This is a genomic window from Arthrobacter sp. BPSS-3 (assembly GCF_044628475.1).
Taxonomy (GTDB): Bacteria; Actinomycetota; Actinomycetes; order Actinomycetales; family Micrococcaceae; genus Arthrobacter.
The window spans coordinates 43,719-67,403 of sequence record NZ_JBIMMV010000013.1; the positions used below are offsets into that span (position 1 = coordinate 43,719).

27 protein-coding genes are annotated in these 23,685 nt (G+C 63.1%); 5 read left to right on the forward strand and 22 right to left on the reverse strand.

Annotated elements, in window-relative coordinates; all coding sequences use genetic code 11:
* Nucleotides 1-10 precede the first annotated feature (10 nt).
* The 7 genes from ACFVY3_RS16405 to ACFVY3_RS16435 form a co-directional block, all read right to left on the reverse strand.
* Nucleotides 11-1,144, reverse strand: coding sequence for a hypothetical protein (locus ACFVY3_RS16405; protein WP_400160537.1), 1,134 nt, complete (start codon nt 1,142-1,144; stop codon nt 11-13).
* Nucleotides 1,145-1,226: 82 nt separating this feature from the next.
* A complete protein-coding gene (locus ACFVY3_RS16410) occupies nt 1,227-1,979 on the reverse strand; it encodes a hypothetical protein (RefSeq protein ID WP_400160538.1) in 753 nt (250 codons plus the stop codon).
* Between the two features lie 25 nt (nt 1,980-2,004).
* On the reverse strand, nt 2,005-2,274 hold the full coding sequence (locus ACFVY3_RS16415) for a hypothetical protein (protein WP_400160539.1): 270 nt from the start codon (nt 2,272-2,274) through the stop codon (nt 2,005-2,007).
* A gap of 11 nt (nt 2,275-2,285) precedes the next feature.
* Nucleotides 2,286-2,888, reverse strand: a complete 603-nt coding sequence (locus ACFVY3_RS16420) for a DUF6668 family protein (protein WP_400160540.1) — start codon at nt 2,886-2,888, stop codon at nt 2,286-2,288.
* Nucleotides 2,889-2,920: 32 nt separating this feature from the next.
* Nucleotides 2,921-4,384, reverse strand: a complete 1,464-nt coding sequence (locus ACFVY3_RS16425; RefSeq protein WP_400160541.1) for a chromosome partitioning protein ParA — start codon at nt 4,382-4,384, stop codon at nt 2,921-2,923.
* A 42-nt stretch (nt 4,385-4,426) separates the two neighbouring features.
* Nucleotides 4,427-4,945 (reverse strand): hypothetical protein, encoded by a 519-nt coding sequence (locus ACFVY3_RS16430; RefSeq protein WP_400160542.1) that lies wholly within the window; start codon nt 4,943-4,945, stop codon nt 4,427-4,429.
* Nucleotides 4,942-5,946 (reverse strand): CHAP domain-containing protein, encoded by a 1,005-nt coding sequence (locus ACFVY3_RS16435; RefSeq protein WP_400160561.1) that lies wholly within the window; start codon nt 5,944-5,946, stop codon nt 4,942-4,944. The genes ACFVY3_RS16430 and ACFVY3_RS16435 overlap by 4 nt, the downstream gene beginning before the upstream one ends.
* 179 nt (nt 5,947-6,125) lie before the next feature.
* Here ACFVY3_RS16435 and ACFVY3_RS16440 point away from each other — a divergent pair, with 179 nt between their 5' ends.
* The gene (locus ACFVY3_RS16440; RefSeq protein ID WP_400160562.1) at nt 6,126-6,416 is read left to right on the forward strand and encodes an ArsR/SmtB family transcription factor; all 291 of its coding nucleotides are present in this window, start codon (nt 6,126-6,128) and stop codon (nt 6,414-6,416) included.
* A 121-nt stretch (nt 6,417-6,537) separates the two neighbouring features.
* On the opposite strand, the gene ACFVY3_RS16445 is transcribed toward ACFVY3_RS16440, so the two are convergent.
* The 4 genes from ACFVY3_RS16445 to ACFVY3_RS16460 are packed head-to-tail and all read right to left on the reverse strand — an operon-like array spanning nt 6,538 to nt 9,571.
* Nucleotides 6,538-6,999 (reverse strand): hypothetical protein, encoded by a 462-nt coding sequence (locus ACFVY3_RS16445; RefSeq protein ID WP_400160543.1) that lies wholly within the window; start codon nt 6,997-6,999, stop codon nt 6,538-6,540.
* A 6-nt stretch (nt 7,000-7,005) separates the two neighbouring features.
* Nucleotides 7,006-8,175, reverse strand: a complete 1,170-nt coding sequence (locus tag ACFVY3_RS16450) for an alpha/beta hydrolase family protein (protein ID WP_400160544.1) — start codon at nt 8,173-8,175, stop codon at nt 7,006-7,008.
* Nucleotides 8,160-9,146: a hypothetical protein gene (locus tag ACFVY3_RS16455; protein ID WP_400160545.1), complete on the reverse strand. Its 987-nt coding sequence runs from the start codon at nt 9,144-9,146 to the stop codon at nt 8,160-8,162. Before ACFVY3_RS16455 ends, ACFVY3_RS16450 begins: the two co-directional genes overlap by 16 nt.
* A complete protein-coding gene (locus tag ACFVY3_RS16460; RefSeq protein ID WP_400160546.1) occupies nt 9,146-9,571 on the reverse strand; it encodes a hypothetical protein in 426 nt (141 codons plus the stop codon). The genes ACFVY3_RS16455 and ACFVY3_RS16460 overlap by 1 nt, the downstream gene beginning before the upstream one ends.
* A gap of 500 nt (nt 9,572-10,071) precedes the next feature.
* Here ACFVY3_RS16460 and ACFVY3_RS16465 point away from each other — a divergent pair, with 500 nt between their 5' ends.
* Entirely contained in the window at nt 10,072-10,305 is a 234-nt protein-coding gene (locus ACFVY3_RS16465; protein ID WP_011689691.1) for a hypothetical protein, read from the forward strand.
* Nucleotides 10,306-10,416: 111 nt separating this feature from the next.
* Nucleotides 10,417-12,348, forward strand: a complete 1,932-nt coding sequence (locus tag ACFVY3_RS16470; protein ID WP_400160547.1) for a MarR family transcriptional regulator — start codon at nt 10,417-10,419, stop codon at nt 12,346-12,348.
* 124 nt (nt 12,349-12,472) lie between these two features.
* On the opposite strand, the gene ACFVY3_RS16475 is transcribed toward ACFVY3_RS16470, so the two are convergent.
* On the reverse strand, nt 12,473-12,856 hold the full coding sequence (locus ACFVY3_RS16475) for a hypothetical protein (RefSeq protein WP_400160548.1): 384 nt from the start codon (nt 12,854-12,856) through the stop codon (nt 12,473-12,475).
* 356 nt (nt 12,857-13,212) lie between these two features.
* Nucleotides 13,213-14,154 carry a ParA family protein gene (locus ACFVY3_RS16480; protein ID WP_400160549.1) on the reverse strand — a complete coding sequence of 314 codons (942 nt, stop codon included), beginning with the start codon at nt 14,152-14,154 and terminating at the stop codon, nt 13,213-13,215.
* Between the two features lie 778 nt (nt 14,155-14,932).
* Between ACFVY3_RS16480 and ACFVY3_RS16485 the strand changes: the two genes are divergently transcribed.
* Nucleotides 14,933-15,118 (forward strand): DUF1508 domain-containing protein, encoded by a 186-nt coding sequence (locus tag ACFVY3_RS16485; RefSeq protein ID WP_175322578.1) that lies wholly within the window; start codon nt 14,933-14,935, stop codon nt 15,116-15,118.
* Between the two features lie 101 nt (nt 15,119-15,219).
* On the opposite strand, the gene ACFVY3_RS16490 is transcribed toward ACFVY3_RS16485, so the two are convergent.
* The 5 genes from ACFVY3_RS16490 to ACFVY3_RS16510 all read right to left on the reverse strand — a co-directional run bounded on the left by ACFVY3_RS16490 (nt 15,220) and on the right by ACFVY3_RS16510 (nt 18,202).
* Nucleotides 15,220-15,594 carry a hypothetical protein gene (locus ACFVY3_RS16490; protein WP_400160550.1) on the reverse strand — a complete coding sequence of 125 codons (375 nt, stop codon included), beginning with the start codon at nt 15,592-15,594 and terminating at the stop codon, nt 15,220-15,222.
* Nucleotides 15,595-15,600: 6 nt separating this feature from the next.
* A protein-coding gene (locus tag ACFVY3_RS16495) for an IS5 family transposase (RefSeq protein WP_400160551.1) occupies nt 15,601-16,498 on the reverse strand; the annotation gives its coding sequence in 2 pieces (ribosomal slippage) (nt 15,601-16,146 and nt 16,148-16,498; 897 coding nt in all).
* Nucleotides 16,499-16,543: 45 nt separating this feature from the next.
* Nucleotides 16,544-16,852 carry a hypothetical protein gene (locus ACFVY3_RS16500; protein ID WP_400160552.1) on the reverse strand — a complete coding sequence of 103 codons (309 nt, stop codon included), beginning with the start codon at nt 16,850-16,852 and terminating at the stop codon, nt 16,544-16,546.
* Nucleotides 16,833-17,165: a hypothetical protein gene (locus tag ACFVY3_RS16505; RefSeq protein WP_400160553.1), complete on the reverse strand. Its 333-nt coding sequence runs from the start codon at nt 17,163-17,165 to the stop codon at nt 16,833-16,835. Before ACFVY3_RS16505 ends, ACFVY3_RS16500 begins: the two co-directional genes overlap by 20 nt.
* Nucleotides 17,166-17,557: 392 nt before the next feature.
* Nucleotides 17,558-18,202 carry a helicase associated domain-containing protein gene (locus ACFVY3_RS16510; protein ID WP_400160554.1) on the reverse strand — a complete coding sequence of 215 codons (645 nt, stop codon included), beginning with the start codon at nt 18,200-18,202 and terminating at the stop codon, nt 17,558-17,560.
* A gap of 697 nt (nt 18,203-18,899) precedes the next feature.
* Here ACFVY3_RS16510 and ACFVY3_RS16515 point away from each other — a divergent pair.
* A complete protein-coding gene (locus ACFVY3_RS16515) occupies nt 18,900-19,997 on the forward strand; it encodes an IS110 family transposase (RefSeq protein WP_400160563.1) in 1,098 nt (365 codons plus the stop codon).
* 68 nt (nt 19,998-20,065) lie between these two features.
* Here the strand turns inward: ACFVY3_RS16515 and ACFVY3_RS16520 are convergent, their stop codons facing one another.
* The 4 genes from ACFVY3_RS16520 to ACFVY3_RS16535 form a co-directional block, all read right to left on the reverse strand.
* The gene (locus tag ACFVY3_RS16520; protein ID WP_400160555.1) at nt 20,066-20,911 is read right to left on the reverse strand and encodes a GrpB family protein; all 846 of its coding nucleotides are present in this window, start codon (nt 20,909-20,911) and stop codon (nt 20,066-20,068) included.
* Between the two features lie 69 nt (nt 20,912-20,980).
* Nucleotides 20,981-21,859 carry a prolipoprotein diacylglyceryl transferase gene (gene lgt / locus ACFVY3_RS16525; protein ID WP_400160556.1) on the reverse strand — a complete coding sequence of 293 codons (879 nt, stop codon included), beginning with the start codon at nt 21,857-21,859 and terminating at the stop codon, nt 20,981-20,983.
* A gap of 215 nt (nt 21,860-22,074) precedes the next feature.
* Nucleotides 22,075-22,341: a hypothetical protein gene (locus tag ACFVY3_RS16530; RefSeq protein ID WP_400160557.1), complete on the reverse strand. Its 267-nt coding sequence runs from the start codon at nt 22,339-22,341 to the stop codon at nt 22,075-22,077.
* A gap of 485 nt (nt 22,342-22,826) precedes the next feature.
* Entirely contained in the window at nt 22,827-23,507 is a 681-nt protein-coding gene (locus tag ACFVY3_RS16535) for a curculin domain-containing protein (RefSeq protein ID WP_400160558.1), read from the reverse strand.
* Nucleotides 23,508-23,685 lie beyond the last annotated feature (178 nt).

Here is a 23,685-nt window from a genome sequence, read left to right on the forward strand (position 1 = left end):
ACCCGGGACGCTACTTGTGTTCCTGCTGCCACGGCCATGCCAGCCGGGCCGGCTGCTGCCGTTGCACCTGACGCGGCGCCGGCAGCGCCGGCGGTGCCGGCTCCTGCTGCACCCGCTGAGCCCGCAGCTCCTGCGGCTCCCGCGGTGGCAGCTCCCGGTGCGCCGGCCGATCCTGCCGACCCGGGAGTCCGCTTGCCGCCGCTTCCCTTGGGTCCCGGTGTCCCCTCGCTTCCCTCGGAGCCGCACCGGCCTGGGTGCCCGTGTAACTGGCCGGTGTAGGGGCGGCATTGCCTCGCCCACTACCGCCGCGCCCCAAGGAAACGGCGCCGGTGGCCACCGCACCGACAGCGGCGCCGGCACCCGCCCCGCCCCCGGATGCGACAGCACCCACCATGGGGGTGACGAAGCGCATCAGCGCCGGCATCGCGAACAGGGCCACAACCATGAGCGTGAACCCTGTGATCGAGCCGATCAGTGCGTTCTTTCCGCTACTGCCCATGAGCAGGAACGCGACGGAGTAGACGATTGCCGCGGCCGGCTTGTAGAGGATGAACGCTATCGTCCAGCCCACAGCCTTTTGGAACCACTGCTTGCCCATTTCCGTGTTCGTGAACGCGGCTGTCGTAGGCAGGATGCCGGCAAGAATCACCAGCATCCCGCTACGGACGACCATGAGCACTACTTGGACCAAGGAGGCCAGCAATCCGATCAGACCCAGAACGATGAGAATGAAGACTCCAACCCCGGTCTGGTTTGTCATGACCAGAATCTTCATCGCATCCGCGAACCCTTTACCGTCCGTCGAGCGGTTGATGATCGCGGCCGAAAACGCATCCGCCGCGACCACCAGAATGGAAATGACGCCCAGACCGAGGCCGGAGACGAGCGTCAGCGTCACCAGGGACCGCAGAAGCTCCTTCAGCGGTGCACCCCGCTGCTCCCAGATCATGCGGATACCGCCAACAATGACGGCAAGCACTGCCAGCGCTACTGTCCAGACCATGAGCTCGCCATTGACCATGGATACAACGGGGCTTGCCGCGCTGCCGTCCTGGCTCGTTAGATTGACCGTCGGCATCGAAACCCAGAAGGTCGACAGAGTCGTCACCATCTGACTCATGCCCTCCATGATCGCCTTCGCCATGTTTCCCATGGCGTCGTTGACTGCACCGGATGCGATGTTGCCCGCGACGCAGGTTATGTCCCCCAGCCCGCACTCAGCCATGTCAGACGCCCGACCAGAGGATGAAGCCGCTCAGATCGGTAAGCTGGGCGATTCCATTGAATACCTGCCCATCATCTGAGGCCTTCACTTTCCAGTCTCCTGCTACCCAACGTAGGGAGAGTACGGAGTGCGCCAAAGCGCCGTTCGGGAGTTTGATCGCAAGATCGACGTCCGCTTCGGCAGGACTGTAGGACTTGACCAGGAAGCCGCTGACTTGAGCGACCTCACCGCTTTTCGGAATTGAGGTCTGCGCCTTGGCTTGGGCCATGGCCGCATCGCGGCCGGGGCCCGGAACCACAAGCTTGTCTGCGAGTTTCAGCGAATCCACTGTCGCTGAAGAACCAAGGGCGATCATGTTGACAGCGGCGTAGAGCGCCCCCGTCGGTGAATGGGCAAAGCAGGAGCGGAAGCCTTCACCGTCAGTCAAACCAGGGCCGAAGGTCTTTGGGTCGGTAGGGGCGGCCGTCTTGCCGACGAGCTCCCACTTGGACTTCGGCGCCGTTCCCAGCGCTGTGTCAGTGCTGGAGGGCAGTCCGCAGATGCTCTTGCCCTCCGCGTCGGCCGGAGCCGACGACGACGTGGAGACGTTGCCAGAGGGCGACGCGGGGGCAGGCTGGGCGGCGGTATCCCCTTTGGGGAGCAGGAAGATGACGATGGTGGCCGCGAGGAGCGCCACGACCAGCGCCGTAGCGATGATGAACCCCGGTTTGGTGAAGGGGTTGCTCTCAGGGTTGCCTTCGGTGGACTGGCTCATGGTGAACCTCCCGTGTGGTGGTGGTTTAGACGAACGCGCGAACGATGCCGGAGGCGCCGGTGATGATGATGCAGCCCAGCAGGACCCAGCCGAGCTTGCCGATGGCCTGGGCGCCCTCACCGCGCTGCAGCTGGATCACCATGCCGATGCCGACGATGATTACGCCGAGTACGCCGAGGACCAGGCCGATGCCGGAGGCCCAGTTCAGAATCGTGAGCAGACCGCCGGCCTGCGCCGGGACAACCGGGGTGGGGTTGGGGATGACGCTTCCGTCGAATACGGCGAGAGAGTTCATGATGAGACCTTTCATTTGGTGGAGCTGGTGTCAGCTAGGAGTGCAGCTATATCGGTGGTGAAGCGTTGGTATTCGCGGGCTGGGGGGACGCTGGGGGTGTCTTCGTGCCGCCAGGCCTCGACCCACGGCAGGGTCCAGAGGCGGGGTGCTCCCCCGCCGACAAGGGCGGCGAAGTCACGGAGGGCCTTGGGTGTCTTTCCGGGGGCGTCCGCGAGGATGGCCAGGCCGAGGAGGTCAACGGCCGGGGCTGCGCCGGCGGCCCACTGGGTGAGCGCGCTGCGGGCCGCGGTCAGTCCGCGCATATCGGCGCGGCAGACAAGCAGCAGCTTCGGGGTGCTTCCGTCCTGAGGGACGGGCCAGCAGTGCCCTGTGGCGCGTGCCCCGTCCAGGAGGTCCGCAATGCGGCTTTCACTTGATCCGCCGTGGGCTCCGGTGACCCAGAGGGCAGCGGCGCCGGCGACGTTTCGATGGCCCAGGCGGTCAGCGGCGTCTGGTTCGACCATCCCCCGCAGCGGGGCGTTTATCCCGGCCGCCGGCGGGGTGTGTGCCTCCGGTTCTGAGGCTTCGGCCTCGACAGCGGGCCGGGTGATCCAGGGGTTCAGGGTCTGTTGCATGGGTCCTCCTTTCGGTCTCTGGTGGGTGGTGTTTAGAAGCCGGCGGCGACGGCGGCGGCCGCGGCGAGCCAGGCCCGCTGCGTGGCGGGCTGGAGGGCTTCGTACCGGATGGGCCCGTTGACCAGGGCCGGGTCGTACGGGATGCGGACGACGGCGCGGACGAAGGGTTCGAAGCCCCTGGCGATCCGCGCGGCCTCGTCTTTGGCCCGCTTCAGGGCATCCCCGCTCATGGAGCGTTTCGCGTCCGTGGACTCAGAGACGATCACAACGGCGTTGCGCGCCAGCTCCGCGTCGTGGCCACCGCGGGATTCGAGGGTCTGCAGGGTCAGGCGGGCAGCCTCGGCACGGTCCTCAATAGCCGTCACGGGGACGACGAGCTGGTTGGTGTGGTCGATCATGCGCCGCCAGTTCGCGGCGCGGGCCGTGTTGCCCGAATCCATGATGACGAGCCGGTAGTACCGGGTCAGGACCTGGTGGGCGATGTCGACTTCCTCGGCGGTGACTTCGTGATCGCCTTCTTCGTTCTCATCCGAGCGGAGAACGTCGAACTTATCGGCCGTCTGGTGGTGGACGAACTTGGCGATCTCGGCGGCGTTCGTGGACGGGGAAAGCAGATCCGTTGAGGAGTCGATCAGATCCAGCACGCTGCGGTCGTGCGCGCCCTTTTCGGTCCGCCAGCCCAAGGTCCCCTGGGATTCATTGTTATCCCATGCGACCGTGGCCGCGCCGCTGTAGCGGGCGAGGATTGCCGAGAGCATGACCACGGTGGGGGTCTTGTTGGCCCCTCCCTTGCGGTTGACCACGGCAATGGTGCGCGGGCCGGGCCAGTGCTGGCTGACCGTACGGATGTCCTCGCGCTCGGAAAGCTCTTCCTCGGAAGGGTCCATCCGGATGCCCAGGCGAGTGAGTGCGCCGCGCCAGCCCTGGGTCGCCGGCTCGAGGACCGGCGCACTGACCAGAAAGGAAGTGTCCTTCAAGCTGCGCCGCGTCGGAGTTTCCTCCGCAGGAACCGCTTGTTGCTCCGAGGCGACCGCTGCCGGCTCGCTCTGCTCTGCCGGTGCGGGAGGCCACGGCTGGTCCTCGGCCACGGCCGCAAGAACCTGCGCGGGAACCACCGGCCTCGCTGCCGGCTCCGGCTCCGCAACGGGGACGGTGCTGATCACTGCCGGGGCGACGGTTTCCGGGGCGGTGGTCGGTGCTTCGGCCCGGCGTCGGGGCGTGCGTGCTTCGTAGGAGACGGATTCGATCTTGTTATCCGGGTGGACGATCAGCTCACCGTGGCCCTCGGGATCCTCGATCTGGACCCGGACCGGGCGCTGGAGCGTCTGCGCTTCGCCAACAACCAGGGCCAGTGCGTTGTTACGAAGGTCCTGCAGGGATTGCCCGACAGGAACGACGCGGGAGTTACCCGCGACGACGACCTCAGCGGTGCCGTTGTCGCGGACGATGGCCTTGATGCTGGGGAAGGCCATAACTTGCGTTGGTACAGTACCCATCGGCTTGTTCCTTAGGTGTGAGAAGGGAAAGGGGGTTGGCGTTTAGGATGCGGGCGGGGTGAGACGGTTGACCTTCCACGGCGCATCCTTGTCCGTGCGGAGCAGCTGCAGCGTGTAGGTTCCCGCATTGGTTGGGACGGCGGCGGTGACGCCGTAACCGTTGGCCTCATCGACGGACAAGGTGGCCGCTCCGGTGACGCGGGAGGCCGGAATGTTGGAAGGGTCGACGGAGGAGTAATCCGCGGTGGCCTGAGGAGTCAGCCAGCGGGCCAGGTCGTTGGCCCACTGCTTCTCATTAAGGCTCGGACGCGCGAAGTCGGTCATTGCGTTCTCAGCAACGTCCAGCGCGTCGTCCTTGCTGGCCTGATCCCAGGTGATGCCGATGGTGGGAGGGACGGTGCCGCCGGGTGCCTGGGGGCCGCTGTTGGCGCTCAGAGAGACCGGCGCTGAGGGTGTGGTGCTGGCGCTGGAAGATAGCGCCGGCGCGGTTCCGGTGGACGCGGCGGGCGCGCAGGCCGCGCATAGCAGCGCCACGGCCACCAGGGTCAGGGGCTTCTTCACTTCGTCTCCTCTTGGATGGGCAGGTACAGGAAGGCCGAGGGAACTGTGCTGGCCACGGTCCGGGTGTAGTAGTTGTGGTCATCCGGGGCAGGGTTGCCGTTGTAGCCCTCTTCGACGTAAGTTCCGTTGTCTTTGACTTCCTTCACCACGCCGACATGGCCGAAGCTGGGGTCCGCTCCCCCGGCCCCTGGCGCATACCAGACCACTGCACCGACTTTCGGTGCGCGGCCGGTGGGCCAGCCCTTGGCATCCCAGCCGGCCTTCCACGTCAGTGCCGAACCCAGGCCCTGACCGTCGGGACGGAAGGTGCCGTTGAGGAACTTGAACGGGGCACTCGTGGATCCCATCTGCTGGTTCACGCGCCACAGGGCGAAGTCCACGCACTCCCGGTAGTACATGCCCAGCGGTGAGGTGCTGGAAGCGTTGGCGCCGGCCTGCATCCAGGTCGGTGAGCTCTTCCACGGGTAGTCGTTCCCGGCGCCTGACTGCCCCGGGATCCCGCACTCGCTTCCCTGCAGGGAGAACTTCGAGGCGGAGAGAGCCTGGACGATCTTCACAGCGTCGGGCCAGTACTTCTGGTAGTGGTACGGGTCAGCGTTGCGCTGGACCTTGTTGGCCGCGATCGTTGGCTCAAGCAACTCCCACCCCGGCACACCCTGCAACGCCTTGACGAAGTTCGTGGCGCTCTTGGTCGGGTTCATACGGTCTTCGTAAGAGCCCCATGCACCATTGCCACGCTGCTGAAACAGACCGCGCGAATCGGGGCCGGCTACGTCGCCGCTGTCGAGAACACGAAGGCCGGACTCCCCCAGGGCAACCATCACCGCGAGCATCTGACCGTTCACGGACAGGTTCAAAGCCTTACCAGCGCCCATGATCGACGCAGCATTCTTCAGCTGTTCCTGTGTGTAGCCGTCGACCTTGGTGTTGGCGTCCACGGACACGGAAATCGCTGGGCCGCAGGCGGCAGCAGGAGATGGCTCGGAAAGGAGCAGCACCATCGACAGGACCAGGCCAAGAAAGATCGAGAACAAGCCAACTGCGGCGCCTACTTGCAGCCGCGGCACCCTCAATTGCGCCACAATGATCGACCTACAATAACTCTATTATTTATTGATAGAGTGCGTCCTCGAAAAGGGTCAGGCAAGATTGAGGCATGCCGAATTTGCTTCGACCGAAGATGCCCGTCGATGTTGAGGCAGCAGTCAGCCTCATTGGCAATCGAGCCCGCGCTGACATCTTGCATAACCTCTCCAGGCTCGGCCCGTCCACGGTCGGGCGTCTGCACTCTGCTCTGGATATCAGCCGGCCGAGCCTGAACCGACACCTCGATGTCCTTTCCAAGGCGGGATTGGTCCAAACTGATCCACCTGCGGGTCTGCGGCATGGCAAGAATGTTGTATACGCGATCCACCGAACTCGGGTTCGCCAACTGGTTCAGGCATACGCCGCCTTTATCGAAGGCGCCTGACTGAGATTGGTGCGGGGTTGGGTGGTGGCAAGCGACCGCGCAGGACCGGATCTTGGAAGATGTCGAAGTGCGCACGCATCTACGATATCAGGATTGAAACATGTTTCAATCATGGTTCAAACTAAGGCAAATTGACGCCCTCATCGCCATCCACATCATCCAGGAGCGCGTTAATTGCCTCGAGGGTCTTGATGTCTATGTCGCCGAGAGTCCGCGCGGCGATGTTCTTTAATCTGTTGCGACGCATCCTTTTCAAGAGCTGCAACTCGCGCTCAATCCGTTCCGGGAGCTCGCCGGTTTCATCGGTCAGGTATGCCGGATCTACCTCGAAGAATTTGGCCAGCGCAACCAGAGCTTCTCTTGGGACAGCGTCAGGTGACTCACCGGAACGAATACGCCACCAGCGCGTCCGAGAGAGTTCGTACCCATTTTCGCGCACGCCCGCTTGGATGTCGGAGAACTCATAGGGTTCCCCGCCTTCGGCCACGACGACATCCAGGAGGAGGTTCACCTTGCGAGCGAGTGTCTCCGCTCGCTCCAATCGAGTCTGGGGGCTGTCACCGCCAACCATAAATTCAACCATCTACTTTCATTCGCTGGCTGTCGCAGCTTGTTTTCCGGTCGGGCCAGAACGGAACCAATTCTCGTACCAGCGGCGGACGGCTAGGTTCCACCATACCGGGTCGGAATTCCATTCTTGAGTGTGCCCGGAACAGTCAAACTCAACTAGTTCGATCCAATCCTCGTGAGCCTGTGCGAAACGAGTCGAAATTTCAAAAGGGACAGACCAATCGTTCTTGTTATGGATGATCAGGACCGGAATGCCCAGATCGCCCGCAACCCTGGTCCTGTCAGCACCTCGTACATCGATCGGAGCCTCGAGGCCTACCAGTCTGCTGAATGAGCTGAGCGCTAGGAGACGGGCCATGAGCGAGCCCAACACCCGGGGCCACCCGTGATGGTGGGCGTTCGCACGCAGCACCTCCTCCCAAACCAATGCCGGCGAAACCATGACCAAGCCCTTAATCGTCCGAGCCAGCGGTGACCGCTGTACGGCATTTAGAGCCATAGTGGCCCCGAGTGACCAGCCAAACACTATGCACTCAGTTCCACCGCGCTCCGCAACAAATTGAAGAGCCGCTTCTATGTCGTGCCACTCTGATTCGCCCAGGTGGCATCTCGCGTCCTTCGAGCTGGGACCCTCACCATCGTTGCGATATGAAATCACCAACGAGCTGAGTCCCAGCCCCGATGCGCTCTCAACCCCACGCAAAGTCTGAGCCTTCGAGCTTCCCTGCCCATGGACATGGATGGCCCAGCAGTTAGTTCCGCGGTCGATCACCCATGCAGGGGCTGAGCCGAGGGAAGTCTCTATAAAGGCCGCGGTCGCGTCAGGTGCAACGGACAAAGGGTTCACCGAGACGATGCCACTCCACCGCCCCCGGGAATAGATGGAAAGATCCGCGGGCCGAAAAAGAAGTTGGCGCAGGACTTTTCCCTTTTGGACAGATACGACCGGTCCGATTACGGCCGGCGGGCCGCCACTAGAAAGGTGAAACCCGAATTGGCCCGGCGCTAGTGTGCGTCGCGAGGCTCGAAACAGAATCTGGTCGTCGGAAATTTCTAAGGGGACGATGTCATAGGTGGGCTTGTAGGTCGGTGACGTTGCCTCTCGGGCCGCCCAAATCAGCGCGGCCCCACCTACTCCTGCAGCCCCGAAAAGGCCTGCTCGCAACACGGAGCTCAGCGAGGACGCCACGAGAGCCTCTCGAGGTGATCGGAGGCATTCGACAGCTTAGTGAGACCTTTGGTCCCGATTTTGTCCCGTACGTCTGGATCCCGTGCAAGAGAATCCTGGATTTCTACAACCATGCGGTGCAGCTCCCTGCGCCGCCGATCTGGACGTTTCGGAACCACGCCAAGATCCAGTGTCAGCCCGGCATTCCCTGCTACTGCCTGCCCCCAGACTGGTTCCAAACCAGCAATCACAGAGCTGGTTCGCACTGTTTCGCGCATGGCCGCGACCTTGCGGCTGGCCGGAGGCAAGGCTAAGCCGGTGCAAAGCAAAAAGAATGTAACCGAGTTCAACCCCGCATACACGCCGGACAGCACCGAGAGAGGCGCGACGATGTCGAGAACATGGAGGGTGTCCAGTAATAGAACATCTAGGACTAACAGAACCGCGGATAGGCATCCAAAACCAACCAGCGCGAACGCGATGGTATAGACCCTCGCGGTCCACGATTTTCGGAACCGCACGCATGTCCAACCTGCGGCTGCCATAACCGCGCCGATGTAGAGATACTGCACAGCGGAATATAGACCCGCCGCCCATGCTCCACCGAAGTCCCTCATAAAAGTTGTCGACGTTACAGGGGCGTCAACCAAAAGGAACAGGGCAGTGGCCGAGATGGTGGCACCTGCAAGCCCCATCTTGGCCCACCTGTCATACGAAGATTCGTTGCCATAAGACGCCGGCCCCGCAGCGCGGTGGATGGCTCGGGCAAGAAAATAGATCCCTGTGAGCAGAAATAGATTTGATCCCAGGTCCGCGAAGTTCTTCGCCCCGACCCAGCCGTCTGCAAGCACGTATAAAGCGTCAACATTGAGAAGCATTGCCACTGAGATCAGCATCGAGGCGAACAGAATGCTGGTGTCCTTACCCTGGCCACGCGACGCGATAACAACAAGAGTCAGGGCCACCATGAGCCCTGCGGCGATGATCTCCATTAGCCGAACACATCCTCAAAGGCACCCGGTTCGCGGGGCCCCTTCCTCAAGGCCTCCGCCAAGAGATCGGCAAGATACTCGGCCGTCGCCTCTTCGAGGGTCCGATATTCGGTCCGCATAAGCGCCCTGCGCACGATTTCGGGAGAAAGACCGCGGAAGCCGCTCTTCAGAACGGTCCCTGCGCCCGGTGTTGTGTCATGGCCAAGAACCATGTGGGCAAGCTCGTGAAGGATGAATTGTTGACGCTGTAGCTCCCAGGGCGTTGGAGGATGAAAGACCCACTCGACCTTCGTTCCAGGAAGCCAGAGACCACAGATGGAAGTCCCGACGAGTTTTTCAGTGGCACGTATCCGGATTTGCTTGCCACGGATCCCGGCAACGACGCTGACGAGGCGGTCTAGAGTCAGGGCGCTTGGAAGTTCCAAGGATGAGAATGCGGACGATGCATCGCGGAAAGCCCGCTGAGAGGTGGTCACAGGCAGGGATCGCAAGGGTTGCGTCACGACTACTGGCCCTTCGGTATCTTCAACGGAACATGGCTTGAAACATGTTTCGAACATGGTTTAGGCTGTTTCAGGCATCCCGGATGGAACGGGGACAACCATATCAAGCGGCTTGGGGACGCCGCCCTCACTCCACGAAAAGGGGACGAGCATGCGCGATCAACGGTCCTGCGCTGAGGCGCCCCGGGTCCACCCGGCAGTCGTGAACGTCAATTCGCTGATTTCGCTGGGCATTCGGGGCCGGAGCGACGCGACACGCGGGTTTGTTTTCTGTAAACAAATCCCCGGATGCCTTCGAAAGCAGTGCTAGTTTCGACTCAGTCGATAGCTGTAAACAGAAACCTGATAGTGATCGACCGCAAGTAGCACCAGCGATGAAGCAGCCGCAACCGCAGGTTGTGCGAGATTCAAAGGACATGACCATGAGCGCAGTAATCAATCGTGGAGGCGGACGGCCCAGCAAGGGACTCCGCAAATACATTGGCTTCCGCACGCAGGCTAAGACCGCGGAGGACGTTCAGATGATCGCTGCCGCCAAGGGCATGACTGTCACAGACTACGTTTCATCCGCCGTAGACCGTTCCCTGCGCGAAGATCTGGCTCTGCTGGATCACTTCGCACACCAGGAGGAACTGCCGATACGCATAGCCTCATAACAGAAGAAGGCCCGCACTAGGCGGGCCTTCGAAGCTGAAGATCCACGATCCGGGAAGCTTGCCGGCGAACAGATCGTAGATCGGATAGAAGACCTTCACAGGGCTTCATTTGTGTTGCAAACCGATCTTGCAGGATCGGTCCTTAACCATTCCCTCGACAGGAACATCATCATCGTACAACAGCACGGTCGCGTGCTGCCAGCCCAATACGGGGATGGCGTGTCGCGCGAGCCATCCTCTGCTCACAGCCCCGCTCAGGCCTGGGCTGCCCTGGCACCTATCCTTGCTGGCCAGCCCCGTGTTCGACTCTCCCGGGACGCCGGCAAGACCTACCCGCAGAAGCACGAACGCGCCCTCTGCGAGACGCTACCCACACTTCCCGCCGCGGTGCGTATTTTCGGTAAAGACGGCACATGCGCTGCGATCTTCCTCGACTTCGACTCCTCGGTAGCCGGTGTCGACTGGGTTTTGGCGGACGTCCGCGCCGTCCAGGCCTGGCTCCACTCGTTCGGGGCGCGGTGGATCGAGGACTACTCGCCAAACGGCGGCCGCCACATCTACATCCCGCTTGCTCAAAGGGTCACCTTCTCTGAAGCGCGCGATCTTGTAGAGGCCCTGGGCACCCGGTACCGGACACTGGACAAGACCCCGCACCAGAACCTTCTCCACGGCTGCATGCGGACCCCGGGTTCCCCGCACAAACGCGGCGGCCACCAAGAGCTAGCCATGTCGTTATCCATGGCCTACGACGTCGCCCGCCGGCCAAACCCGACCGACATCTGGGCAGCCATGACCGCTGACCTGGCGGGCGAAATCAACGCTGCGCGGGCGCTCCGGCTTGAGGAACCCTTCGCTCCGGCAGCCGATGCGGCACCCGCGGTCAAGCACCCGGCCGGCCGAATGTCACGGGTTATGCAACTCATGGCGCAGACCGGACTCTACGACACCACCCGGTACGCCACCGACTCAGACGCCCGTCAGGCGATCGTCACCGGAGCAGCCGCCGCTGGCCTCCAGCTCGTCGACGTGGAACGCCGCATGAAGCAAGGGACCTGGCCCGGGCTGGCCTCCTTCTACGCCCGGTACGCCTCCCGCCACCGGATTCCGGCTCTGCGCCGGGACTGGATCAACGCCGTCGCCTATCTCAAAAAGAGTGCAACCGCGGACGGGAATGACAATGTCCGTAGATCCCCCACAAGCCAGCCAAATACACAGCCCCCTGTACTAAAGGGTTCGAATCCAATTTCGCTGAATCCTGGTGCCGAGCACCAGTTCATTAGGACATGGAGGAACGCGCTTCGGATCAGTGAGGTGCACTACCAGGAATCCAGAACAGGAATGGCACGAAGAATGGTGCTGAGATCTCTTGGTGAGGCAGCCCACATGACCGGGTCCCGGTTTATTGAATTCGGGGTGAGGTCAATGGCTGTAGCCACGGGCCTGGATCACACCACCGTGGCACTCCACTTGAAGGCGCTTCGGACAGAGAAGGACCCGCTCGTTACCCTGGTGGAAGAAGCTCGCGGGACTAAGGGCGATCTGTACATGCTGACCGTCCCCGAAGAACTGAAGACGGCCGCCGAGGATGCAGTATGGCAGAAAGGAAAGATCCACGCAGTACGCCCCGTCTTCCGGGAACTGGGCCTGCCGGCGGCGTTCGTCTACGAAGCACTCGAGAACTCCCCCGCCATGCCGATCGCCGAAATCGTGCGCGTTACCCGGCTCTCGAGGTCAGCGGTAAACGAAGCACTGGAAATCCTGGCGGCCTGGAACTTGGTGGCGCGGAATGCCGGGAAGTCCTGGGCCGTGGTGTCATCGACGTCGTTGAGACAACTCGCTGAACAACTCGGCGTCCTGGAGGCGGTCGCTGCGCAGCTGCAGCGCTACAAGCAGGACCGGATAATCTGGCGCGAATGGCTGGCCAAACACGTCAACACCGTCGCCGAGCTCCTCTCCCCCAGCGAAGACTACCCGTGGGAGACATTCGAAGGGCCGCCCGATGAATGGACCCTCGCGGACGTCGCATTCAGTAGAGCCGGCTAGGGTCAACGCCGAAGTTCTGTGTGTTCAGCATTCCTCTGCCGAGGGCCAGCCCACTAACTTCGTGCCATAACCTAAGCCATAAGAACTATAGGAGGCATGGCCGCATCCCATAGCGATGAGTCCCTCACTCCTTCGCGGTTAGGCGTGCGGGGACGTGAAGCTTGAAGACTGCGGAGACAAGGGCGCTGCGTGACGGAGCGCCGAACTCCACGACTTTCTCATCCAGCCAGGCGACCTGCAGACCGTCGAGACGCAGCTGAATTTGGATGCCGGCCTCTCCCCTTTTTCGAGGTACGCGCCGCGGCATGCCCGATCTCGTCAACATCGTCTCCACCGTGAACTCCCCCGATATCTGCTCTTCATCCAGAGCCTCAAAGGCATCGATGAGCAGATCCGCGTACGTCGTTCGGGCGTGGTACACAGCATCCTTGACGTCGGCGAGCAAGGCCGGCGGCAGGTAGACCCCGACGTTGCGCAGCCCCCCAGGCACCGTCTCGGAGGCCTTCACTGCAGATGCGGCGCCCCGCTTAGCCGCCGGTTGCTGCCGCGGAGCTGGTTTCTGAGTCTGAGTGGTCGCAGAAACCAGCTCGGGCTCAACAGTGCTGCGCTCCCGCTCTTTCGTCGATGTCTGCTCGACGGTAGGACCCTGTTCGATATTGGACTCGAGTTCAGACGTGGGCGGAACTTGGACGGTCTTCTCCGCCAGCGCTTCCGCTGATCTCTCAGGCGACTCGGGTTCCTTGGCCGGGGCGGGCGCTTGGGCAGCGCTCCCCCGCCGCTTCGGTGCGAGTAGGCCCTGCAACGCTGCCCCGCGCGCGGGAGCTACGGATGGCGCGAAAGCACCAGAAAGGTTAGGCCGGCCGCTCATGCCTGGTTGCCGCTTTCGATCTCGTTAAGGCGGGCCAGTATCTCGCCGGTCAACTGCTCGTATTCTTCAGCCAGTCCCCCGGCGTTGCGTGAGAAGAACCCTTCTGCAGGCTTCTCCCCTGCCCGGAGGGCCTTTAGGCGTTTCTTCTGGGCGTCGGTGACTGCACCCTCCAACTCGTGGAACAGCAGGCCCTTGCGGCGTGCGTCCGCGCTGGCGCTCTCCAGGTTCCGGATCCGGGTTTCGAAGACGGGGGCGACGGTGCCGAGCATCTCTTCCAGCGTGTCTCGTACGCTGCGTTCCAGGCGCAACGAGCGGGGTCCGACGCCGAACAGGACGATGCCGGCCAGTTGCAAGTTCGGATTCCGGTCCCGGACGGCCATAAAGCGGCGGGCGATGCGTTCCACGCCGTCGATGCTCGCGTCATCGGAGCGTGTAGGAATCACGACGGCGCTGGAGATAGCGAAAGCGCCCTCAACGAGAATCCGTTCTCCCGGAGGGGTGTCTATCAGGATGAGGTCATAGTCGTCCGCCAGAGGCGCGAGGACGGTGTAAAGCATGTCGCCGAAGTCGCCGGCGTCCGAGCGGCTGGAACGCGAGAGCATGATTCCTTGGATATCTTCGAGGTCTTGACCGCCGGGGATGACATCTAGATTCTCACGGACGTTGCGGAGGATCATCGGCGCTGTCCCGGCGATGAGTGCTTGGAACAGCTCCCGACCGCTTTGACGTTCATAACCGAGATCCCGAGCCAGGTCGCCCTGGGGGTCGAGGTCGACCATCAGAACCCGCGAACCGGCTAAGGCGACGTATCCGCCAACGTTTGCCGCGGTCGTGGTTTTACCCACTCCCCCTTTGCCGTTAGCCAGGGATATGACCCGGTCAATTGCCCGTGTTTCGCGGGATTTCGGGGGTACTGAGGCTTGCAGTGATCGTGCCATCGGCCGGTCATTCTCCTACGTACTGGAAGGCGGACGTTCCTGCCTCTAAGGCTACGTGCGCTGATGCGTGCTCTTTGGTAGTGACACGCGTTTGAAGCGAGGCGGAGCGTGTTGTTGGTGGTCTAACCCTGCTGTCTATGGGTTCACTCGTGCAGTGGCATGCCTGAAGGCGCGTCGGGTAACTGGCACGTACGCACGTTGGTTATAAGGCGGAAGAACAAGCGTGAATACATGCATTGGCCCAAGTACGGAAGCTAGCGGTGCGTTCGGTATGGCGCTACGCCGCATCTAGTGCTTTTGTCTGTGCATCACGTATGGCGCGCCTTATGGCATGGCGTATGGCGTATGAGTGAAAAAGTCGGCGTGAAAGTCTGGCGGCTTCCTATGGACGGAAAATCCAGTCCTGACGCAGCCAATGCTCCCTTGACAGTAAAGACGTCAATAATCGCGCTGGCGTCAAAGCAATGGCGGAGTGGGTCCGTCTCTAGAACTGGTTATCCGGGGCGGACTAGTCGCCGGTTCGGATCACGAGAAGCTTATAGCCCTCTGGAATGCTGCCATTGAGAGCTTTGCGGGCGTCTCCATATGTTGCGCCAGGGGCGGTCACGCGCTCCTGGCTGCCGTCGGGTGCTTGGATTGTGCCAATAATTTCCACCTAGGCACCTTATTCCTGAGCCGATGGGGCGTGCCGCGCAACCTCCGGGACTTGCCGCGCCCCATGCCGGTAGTCTTTGGCCAGCGGCCCTCGGCGGCCGGCAGATCAACCGAAGGAGCACCTGTGGCAGGCAAGTTCGAGGTCTACAAAGACAAATCCGGCGGATACCGTTTCCGCCTCAAGGCTGGCAACGGCGAAGTGATCGCCTCATCGGAGAGCTACAAGTCCAAGGCCAGCGCTCTGAACGGCGTCGAGTCCGTGAAGAAGAACGCAGACGCCGCGGTCGTGGACGTGACCGAAGAGTCCTGACCGTAGTTGAGATCCCTAAAGAACCCGACCGCCCCAAAAGGCGGCCGGGTTCTTCCTCGTCCAAGTCCAGCTCGGCACTCCACACGTGCTTTCAAAAGGGTCTACTGCCAGTGAAACGACTCAAGGGCGTTCACCAGGGGAGTGGGGGCGGCGTTCAAGCGGTCCACGGGCCGGGCTCCGGCCAAGTCTCGGGACTTGGTGACCATCCATACCGTGAAGTAGTTGTGCGGGAGCTTCAGTTCCATCGCCCGCCGGAACAGCAGCGAGACCGTTGGGTGGAGATGGCCACCGGGGAGGAACTGGAATCCCGGGCAGAAGGTCCCGTCATCAATGAAGACTCGGACGAGCTGGCGCATGATCGGTTCCGGGTCTTTCACAAGTTCAGAGAGTCGGCGGTGCACCTGGGCGAGGGGCGGCAAGGTGAACTCGTTGCGGATTCCCGCCCAGGTCTGATCGCTGATCGTTTGATGGATCACTGTGGCCTAGGGCGTGTCTCCTAAAGCTGTCAGCCAGATGCTGATTGCTCGGAGGACTGCTCCGCCGCGGTAGGTGAGGGCGAGTTTGTCGTAGCGGGTCGCCAGGGCCCGCCATTGTTTGAAGGTGTTGAAGTTTCGTTCGACGACGTTGCGGCCTTTGTAGTCCTCTTTGTCGAAGCCCGGCGGGCGGCCGCCGTAGGAGCCGCGCCGTTTCCGGTGGCCGATCTGGTCGGAAGGCTGCGGGATGACAGCGGTGATGCCCCGGTCGCGCAGGTGAGTTCGGATGGCCCGGGATGAGTAGGCCTTGTCACCGCGGACGCGGTCCGGGCGGGTTCGTGGCCTGCCCGGACCGGCCCGGTTGATCTTCAACTGGTCCATCAGGTGGGTGAACATCGGTGCATCACCGCCCTGCCCCGGTGCGACGAGCAAAACAAGGGGCCTGCCTTTGCCATCAACCAGGGCGTGGATCTTAGTGCTCAGCCCGCCGCGGGAACGGCCGATGGCGTGGTCGTCCGGTTCAGCAAACAGATTCATGTAATTCGAGCCGGCCCCCTGTGGTGCGGGGAAGGTTGGTGCCGTGCTGGTGGGCGCGGTTGACCGTCGAATCGACCGAGACCGACCAGTCCACATCACCCTGAGAGTCCGCGACCGTCAGCAGCGCCGCAAGGATGCTGTCCCACGTTCCGTCGCCGCTGTAGCGGCGGTGACGCTTCCAAATGGTCTGCCATGGACCGAACTCGGAAGGCACATCCCGCCACGCGATCCCGCACCGATAACGGTAGATGATGCCCTCGACCACTCGGCGGTCATCCCGGAAACGACGACCCCGCCGCCCATTAGAGGACGGCAACAACGGCTGGATGCGGGCCCACTGCCCATCAGTCAAAACAGAAGTACGAGACACCCATCAAGCATCCCGAACAACCAACCAGGTTTTAGGAGACACGCCCTAGTCGCTGATGCTTTCCAGCAGCCACTGGGTCGAAAGGGGGTGCCGGCGAATGGTGAAGGTCCGCAGTGCGGAGTTGGATCCGAGGCGGACCTGGACCTGCCAGTATTCGACGCTGACGACGTCACCGGCGCCGACGGCCGCGGTCCGCCGGGTGTCCCACCAGGCGTCCCGGGCGAACCAGTGCACCGGGTCCGCAGCCACGGCCCAGATGCGTCCGTCGAACCGGACGGCGAGGGGAGCGCCGGCGGCGGTAAAGCGGACGTCGACCTGGACGTCCAGGATTTTTTCATTCGCTACTGCTGTCACGGTCTACGCGCTCTCCCAAATTTCTGGTCATCATGTCTTGCCGGCGGGTCACTGCCGAACTCCACACCCAGGTCCGGTACGTCACCGGCCCGTCCTTCCACGTCACTTCAGCGGCCTTGGCTGTCCAGGCGTACACCTCGCCATCGACCAGCTCCGCACAGTTCGGGAACCGGATCCACGCCTTCACCGGGATCCCGGGGAAGCCGTTCTTGACGGGGAAGTGCTCAAAATCGAGCTCTTCCACCGTCAGCCCTATCGGGCCGGCCCGCCGCGCGTACTGCGCCTGCAGCCTGCTCGCCTGCTCCGGTCCCATACCACCACTTTAGAACATATGTTCGAATAGACACGCCAAAGAAAAGCGGCCTCTCCGGCCGCTGAATTAAGTATGGGCTACCCCTGTGACATTTCTGCCACCGTCCCCGGCAGGGCCGGGACAGCTGTCGGGTTGCACGCCAGCGGGGACAGCTTTGAGCTGTGCGGAGGGCTCCACCTGACCCCAATGGGCACAACCCGCAAGGACCGTGGGGGAGAGGGTTCCGGATGTCCTGGCTGCGGTGGGGGACAGGGTATGAGGAAGCCCCCGCGCGAATCCAAGGACTCAAGCGTGGGGGCTCCCGGCTCTCCACGCTGGGGGGACTGGAGAGCCTTCACGAGTTTACTGGCAGGGAACGACGGGACGGGGGAGTTTCCGGGACGGTGGCGTGTTTACCGGCGGGTCGGGCGGCCGCGGCCCCGACCGGCCCGCCAGCCGGGTGCGGCGTCATCGAGGAGCCGCACCCTGTCCGGATCGAGGCCGCCGTTGCGGTGACTTTGCCGCTGCGAGTGGAGCCACACCCCGAGGGTGTGTTCCTGTTCTGAGGCGTAGCCGCGATGGCGGGGCCAGTCGTTGCCTTCGGCGCGGAAGCGCACGAGTTGGCCGAGCCGATCATGCCACCGGGCCTCGTCGACGGCTGCCCTGGCGTTGGTATCCCAGTCGGGGACCCGGGAGAGGCCTTTCCGGTAGACCGGGTGAAGTGTGCCGTCGGCTGCTTCGTGCCGGCGCTGCCCGAGCCAGGCGCCCATCGATCGTTCGCCCAGGTCCTGCGAGCTGCTGCGGGGGAACCGCCCCTGGGCGCTTGTCCAGGCGATGATCTCTTCCATCCGGGCCGTGGCGGCGGGGGAGAGGGCCGTTCCGGCAGCGGCCCGGTGGGCGGCCTCGAGGCCGGGGTCCTGGCGGCGGCCGACCGCCAGATGGTAGCCGACGGTGGCCGGCGCAGCGCGCACGAGCGCGGCGATGCGTTTCCGGCTCAGTCCGTGCCGGTACATCAACACCCATTCCGGGTCCGGGGCGTGGCGTAACCGTCTGTCCATATTGGGGCCCATCCTGCCACGGTGACCGGCCCTGAGACGGGCAGCGGGGGCGTGCCGCGGTGCCCGGCCGAGGCGACTGGTTTCCGCTGCGCTCCAACCAGTTATTGGTCGTCCGCTGGCGCGGCCGGCTGTTGGGTCCAGGGTTTCCGTCGCAGAGCTCCGGGATCCCTGTCCCTGTTGTTGACGTCTTCGACGTTTTTTGGCTGCTGTCCTTCGGATCGTACGTGCCCGCTCCAGCCCGTCTAGCCCCTGTCGCTCCTCCAGGGGCCTGCGGTACAGGAAATGTCCCTGCGGCGCTCCTTCGTCGCTTATTTCCTCCGGGAATTTCCTGCCCCTTGCCTCCGGTAGACAGGCCTCCGTCGGGCACAGCTCCGCAAGCTCCGCCAGCAGCCAAAAAACAACTGTGAGTCTTTACGTGGCTGGTCTGGGACTAGCTGGCAGTGTTGATGCCGGTCGTTCTGCCTGGCGCGTGACTCGAAAAAACAATTGCCCCCAGGGTGCGTTTCCCCCGACCTGTCCGCGCTGGGTGGAGCGGCCGGCGTTGATCTGTCTCACGTCGGTGGCTTGATTAGAAGCTTGCCCAGCCTCTTGAGGTTGTGGCTCATCACAGTTTTGCCTCGAAGTGATACTTCCCAGGTCCAGTGCCGGTCGCGATGCGACCAATCTTGCCCGCTCGAAAGGAAGGAGGGTGGCCGCGTTGACTATCGTTGCGCAGACCCGCCCATTCGTCATCGGCGTGGACTGCCACGCCCGCACCCACACCTACGCCATCATCGAGGCCAGCACCAAGCGACGTATCGCGTGCGAGCAGTTCCCGACCACCCCGGCAGGGATATCCCGAGCACTCGCGTGGGTAGGCCGACGGACAGACGGCGACATGGCCTGTCTATGGGCCGTTGAGGGCGTTGGCTCCTACGGGGCGCGCCTGGCCCGGGCAGTAACCGACGCCGGCTACGACGTCGCCGAAGCTCCACGGATGAACGCCCGAGGCCGCCGGGGAATCGGCAAATCCGACCCGCTGGACGCCGCAGCCATCGGAACCGCAGTCCTGGCCATAGAGGAGTCCCAGCTCCGAGCCCCGCGCCGGGATGAAGGAACCCGTGCCGGACTCAGGATCCTGAGCGCAGCCCGGGACCAGCTGACCCGGGACCGAACAATGAATGTCAATGCACTCATCGCCTTACTCCGGGCACACGATCTTGGAATCGACGCCCGCAAACCTCTGGTTCCCGCCCAGATCGCCACGATCACCAGATGGCGGGAACGAGACGAGCCGATCGAACTATCGATCGCGCGCGAGGAAGCCGTCCGGTTGGCGCGCCGCGTTCTCGAAGTGACCACCCAGCTGACTGCGAACCAGAAGCGCATGACAGAACTGATCCAGCAAAGCCCCGCGGCGCCGCTGTTGGCGATGATGGGCGCCGGGGCCGTCACGGTCGCCACCGTCCTGACAGTTTGGTCGCATCCCGGAAGGGTGCGCAGCGAAGCTGCCTTCGCCTCACTGGCAGGGGTGAATCCCTTGCCAGCCTCAAGCGGTAACACTGTCCGGCACAGGCTCAATCGCGGCGGTGATAGGCGCCTCAACCGAGCCGTGCACACCATAACCATGACCCGGATGGTCCACGACCCCGGAACCCGGGACTACGTCACCAAACGCACCCAAGAAGGCCGCAGCTACCGCGAAATCCGCAGATCCCTCAAGCGCTACATCGTCCGAACGCTCTACCGCCAGCTAAACGCCCTTTACGCCACCGCGGAACCAGCCCCACCCCTCGTTGCCGGGGCAGACGCTTGAGGTGGTGCCCGGTAAAGGATCCCTCGCCGTGCAAATTTCCCCTTCCTGGGACCTGGCGCTGGGCGTTGTCAGGGCATTCGATTGGTCCGAGTTAGAAGGCGCGCGACGGTGGGGTATTTGGCAGCCGTGCAGTCACTCCAGCCCGAGGCTGCGTCGGCTGCGGTCTTCTTGGCCTCAAAGTATTCGGCGCGGGCCCCCGGATCTTCTCTGAGCAGATCGCGGAATACGATGCGTGCAGACGATTCAGTGCCTTCGAATGCGACGACATGCACCACGGATTCCCGATGGCGGCGGCTTGGCCACGCGAGCCAGCAATGGCCGGGCTTCATCCCCTCGAGGTCGAGCCCCGCCATTTTCAGCGCCCGGGCTGCATTTTGAACGCTCGAAACCTTAACCCCAACGATCACGTCTATGACATCTTTCGCCGGCAGGTCGGGCACGGAAGTCGAACCAATGTGTTCGCAGTGGGCTTCGGGGAGCACTTCGAGGATCGACGCGGCGAACCGGGCATAGTGGTCCGCCCATTCCTCGAATCTGCTCGCCACAAGGGTCACCGGCTGTTCATCGTCCATCCGTCCGATTCTGGTCCCGATGGTGTCTGCACTCTTTGAGGCCACGCCGCTGCCGCCTTGGGTGGCGCCCGATAGGCCCTCCAAGGTGTTGCCACAGTTGGGACCCGATTGGTACTGGATAGAGGACCTGAGCTCGCAAGTCACCAGGGCAGCACCAAAGGTCTCGCATATGGTCGCCAGCCGGAGAGCTGCGCCCGGACGGCGAAAAGCTACTTCCCAGACAGTCCTGGTGTCCAAAATTGCGTAGGTGCGCAACGGCTGGCCGACGTCTCCGAAGGCCAGGCACAATCCCGCCAGCTGATCCACCGCGGCGGGCGCCATCGACCTGATCATCATGACCATTTTCCGCTGCTGCTGGTATCGCCATATTCGCACCGGCGCGCAAAAGATTACGGTCGAGCCGGGTCCGGCCTAAACCGAGGCCGGGTCGAAGGGCGCCGGCCCGGTCCTGGACCGGGGACGGCGGAACAGCGCAAGGAATAATGTCGAGCCGGCGGCAAAGAGCAAGGCCGCGACCCAGGTGTTCACTCGCAGACCCAGGATCAGGTTTGCGTAGTCGGAGCGCATCAACTCGAAGACGAAACGCCCGGCAGAGTAACCGCCCACGTAGAGGGCGAAAACACTTCCCGCGCCCAGCCTGAAGCGGGCATCGAGGAACAGGATTGCGGCCCCGGCGATCACGCACCACAACGACTCGTACAGGAACGTCGGCTCGAAGAATCCTAAGACCACAGGCGCCCCGGACGCGTCCGTCGCGGCGATCCCGGAGGCAGGGTCCATCTGGTGGATCTGGAGCTTCCATGGCAGGGTGCTGGGGTCGCCGTAGAGTTCGTTGTTGAACCAGTTTCCCCAGCGGCCCAGCGCCTGGGCGAAGAGGACGCCGGGGGCGACGGCGTCCAGGAAAGCGACGAAGGGGACCTTCAGCCTGCGGCAGCCGATCCAGGCGCCGGCGCAGCCAAGGGCGACGGCACCCCAGATGCCGAGGCCGCCGTCCCAGATGGCGAGGGCGTTCCACGGGTTCCGACCGGGGAGGAAATACAGTTCGGGGTCGGTGATGACGTGGTAGATCCGGCCGCCGATGATTCCGGCCGGAATCGCCCAGAGGCAGATGTCCAGCACCTGACCCGGTTGGCCGCCGCGCTGCTGCCAGCGCCGGGACCCGAGCCAGAGGGCGAGTGCGATGCCGGCAAGAATGCACAGCGCGTAGAAGTGGATGCTCAGCGGTCCCAGATGGAACGCACTGACGGTCGGTGATGGGATGAATGACTCTGTTGGAGCCTGCGCAGCCATGGGATCCTGCCGGATGGTGAACGGGGAACGTGAAGGCTAAGCCTATGGTTCGGCGCGGCCGGGCGGCTAATTGCTCCGCTGTCGTGCTGATCAGTCGGCGGAACCTGTCATCGCTCGGTGGCCTCCGCCCGACGTGCCGGCGGCGCGGACGATGTCGGGGTGGGGGTTGGGGGTTCAGGCGGGCGGTGCGCGGTCGTGGTGCCGGTACGTGGTGGTTATGAAGCGTTGCTGGAAAACGGCGGGTAGCTGGAGATTATGTAGTCGGCGGCGGCGGGACCTGCGATTCTTCGTCGAGTCTTGCCTGGTTCTACTCCGTGGTGTTGGAGCGCGTCGCGGAAGTGGCGGGCCTCGAGGGGGCTGATGCGATGCAGAATGCACCAGCTGGTGTAGAGCCCGTAGAGGCAGTCGGACCCGAGGGGTTCCTGGGTCTGGTCCGGAATTGTTGCTTCCAGGAGAAATTGCGTGATGTGTGAGGTGGGCATATCGCCTCATTCTGCGCTTGTGCGTTCTTTCCACCGGACTGCTTCAGTGGCTTCCACCGCACTCTGCACCGGGGGGCGGGGATCCGGCCCCGAAGGGCATATCGGATACACGCGAATCTACGTGGTGTACTTCGCACCGTCCACTTTCCAGTGGACGGTGACTACGGCATTTTTTTGGCTGCCCGGAGGCCGGTGGCTGTGCTTCGCATTCGGAGCAGAAACTGTGCCCACTTATCGTTCGTGCGGCAAAGGTCAGCGGCTCCTGCACTGCACTCTGAGTCAGCCGCCAGAGACTGTACCGGCGCATCTCCCCTGCAGGGCAGCTTTTGCCCCACGGATTGGATCGATTTTCTGGCGCAAGGTGCCCTGGCGGCCATGTGGTCGAGGCGGGTGTCTTTTCCACCCTCCGGCTGCCGGCGGGCCGCCGCCGGCGATTTTGTTCGCAGGGCCAGTGACGGGTACGGAATGCCGCCCTCTTGCGGCCCTTAGTGGGTTCCCGTTACCCATGTTGGGTTTCCGTCGGGCCGGTAGATGACTGCGTTTCCGTCGTCCTGGATGACGAGCCGGCTTCCGGGGTTGTTATCGGTTTCGGTGTCCCACACGTATTCGTCGTTGGGGCCGTAGAGGACTAGGTTCCCGTCGGGCTGCATGATGCATGCCCCGGCACCGCGGCCGTTGGTCCCGGAGTCCCACAGGGGTCCGTCGGGGCCGTAAAAGACGAGGTTCCCGTCAGTCTGGTATAGAAGTCCGTAGAGCCCGTTGGCGGATCTCATTCCGTGGGTGGGGGTGAGTGTTGATCCTGACTGCAGGACGTGGGAGTCGGCGCTGCCTGGCGGCTGGCATGTTTCTGTAGCCCACAGCGGGGAACCGTCGGGCCGGTAGATGACTGCGTTTCCGTCGTCCTGGATGACGAGCCGGCTTCCGGGGTTGTTATCGGTTTCGGTGTCCCACACGTATTCGTCGTTGGGGCCGTAGAGGACGAGGTTCCCGTCGGGCTGCATGATGCATGCCCCGGCACCGTGGCCGTTGGTCCCGGAGTCCCACAGGGGTCCGTCGGGGCCGTAAAGGACGAGGTTCCCGTCCGTTTGATAGAGCAGCCGGTAGCGGCTGTTCGGAGAGGTTGCTGCGGCGCCGGGGCGGAGTGCTGTTTCCGGGTGCAATGTCATGGCCGTTCCCCGTCGGTTGTGGTGATGAATCGTGGACGCACCTCCGGGCGTGGGACTATCTCATTAACGGTGTATCCGGCGGTTTCCTTTAGTAGTTTTCAGCTGCCGGGAATCGGTCGCTGAAGGTGATGGCGAAGGCGTTCAAAGCGGGCTTCCAACGCACGGCCCATCGGGTCCT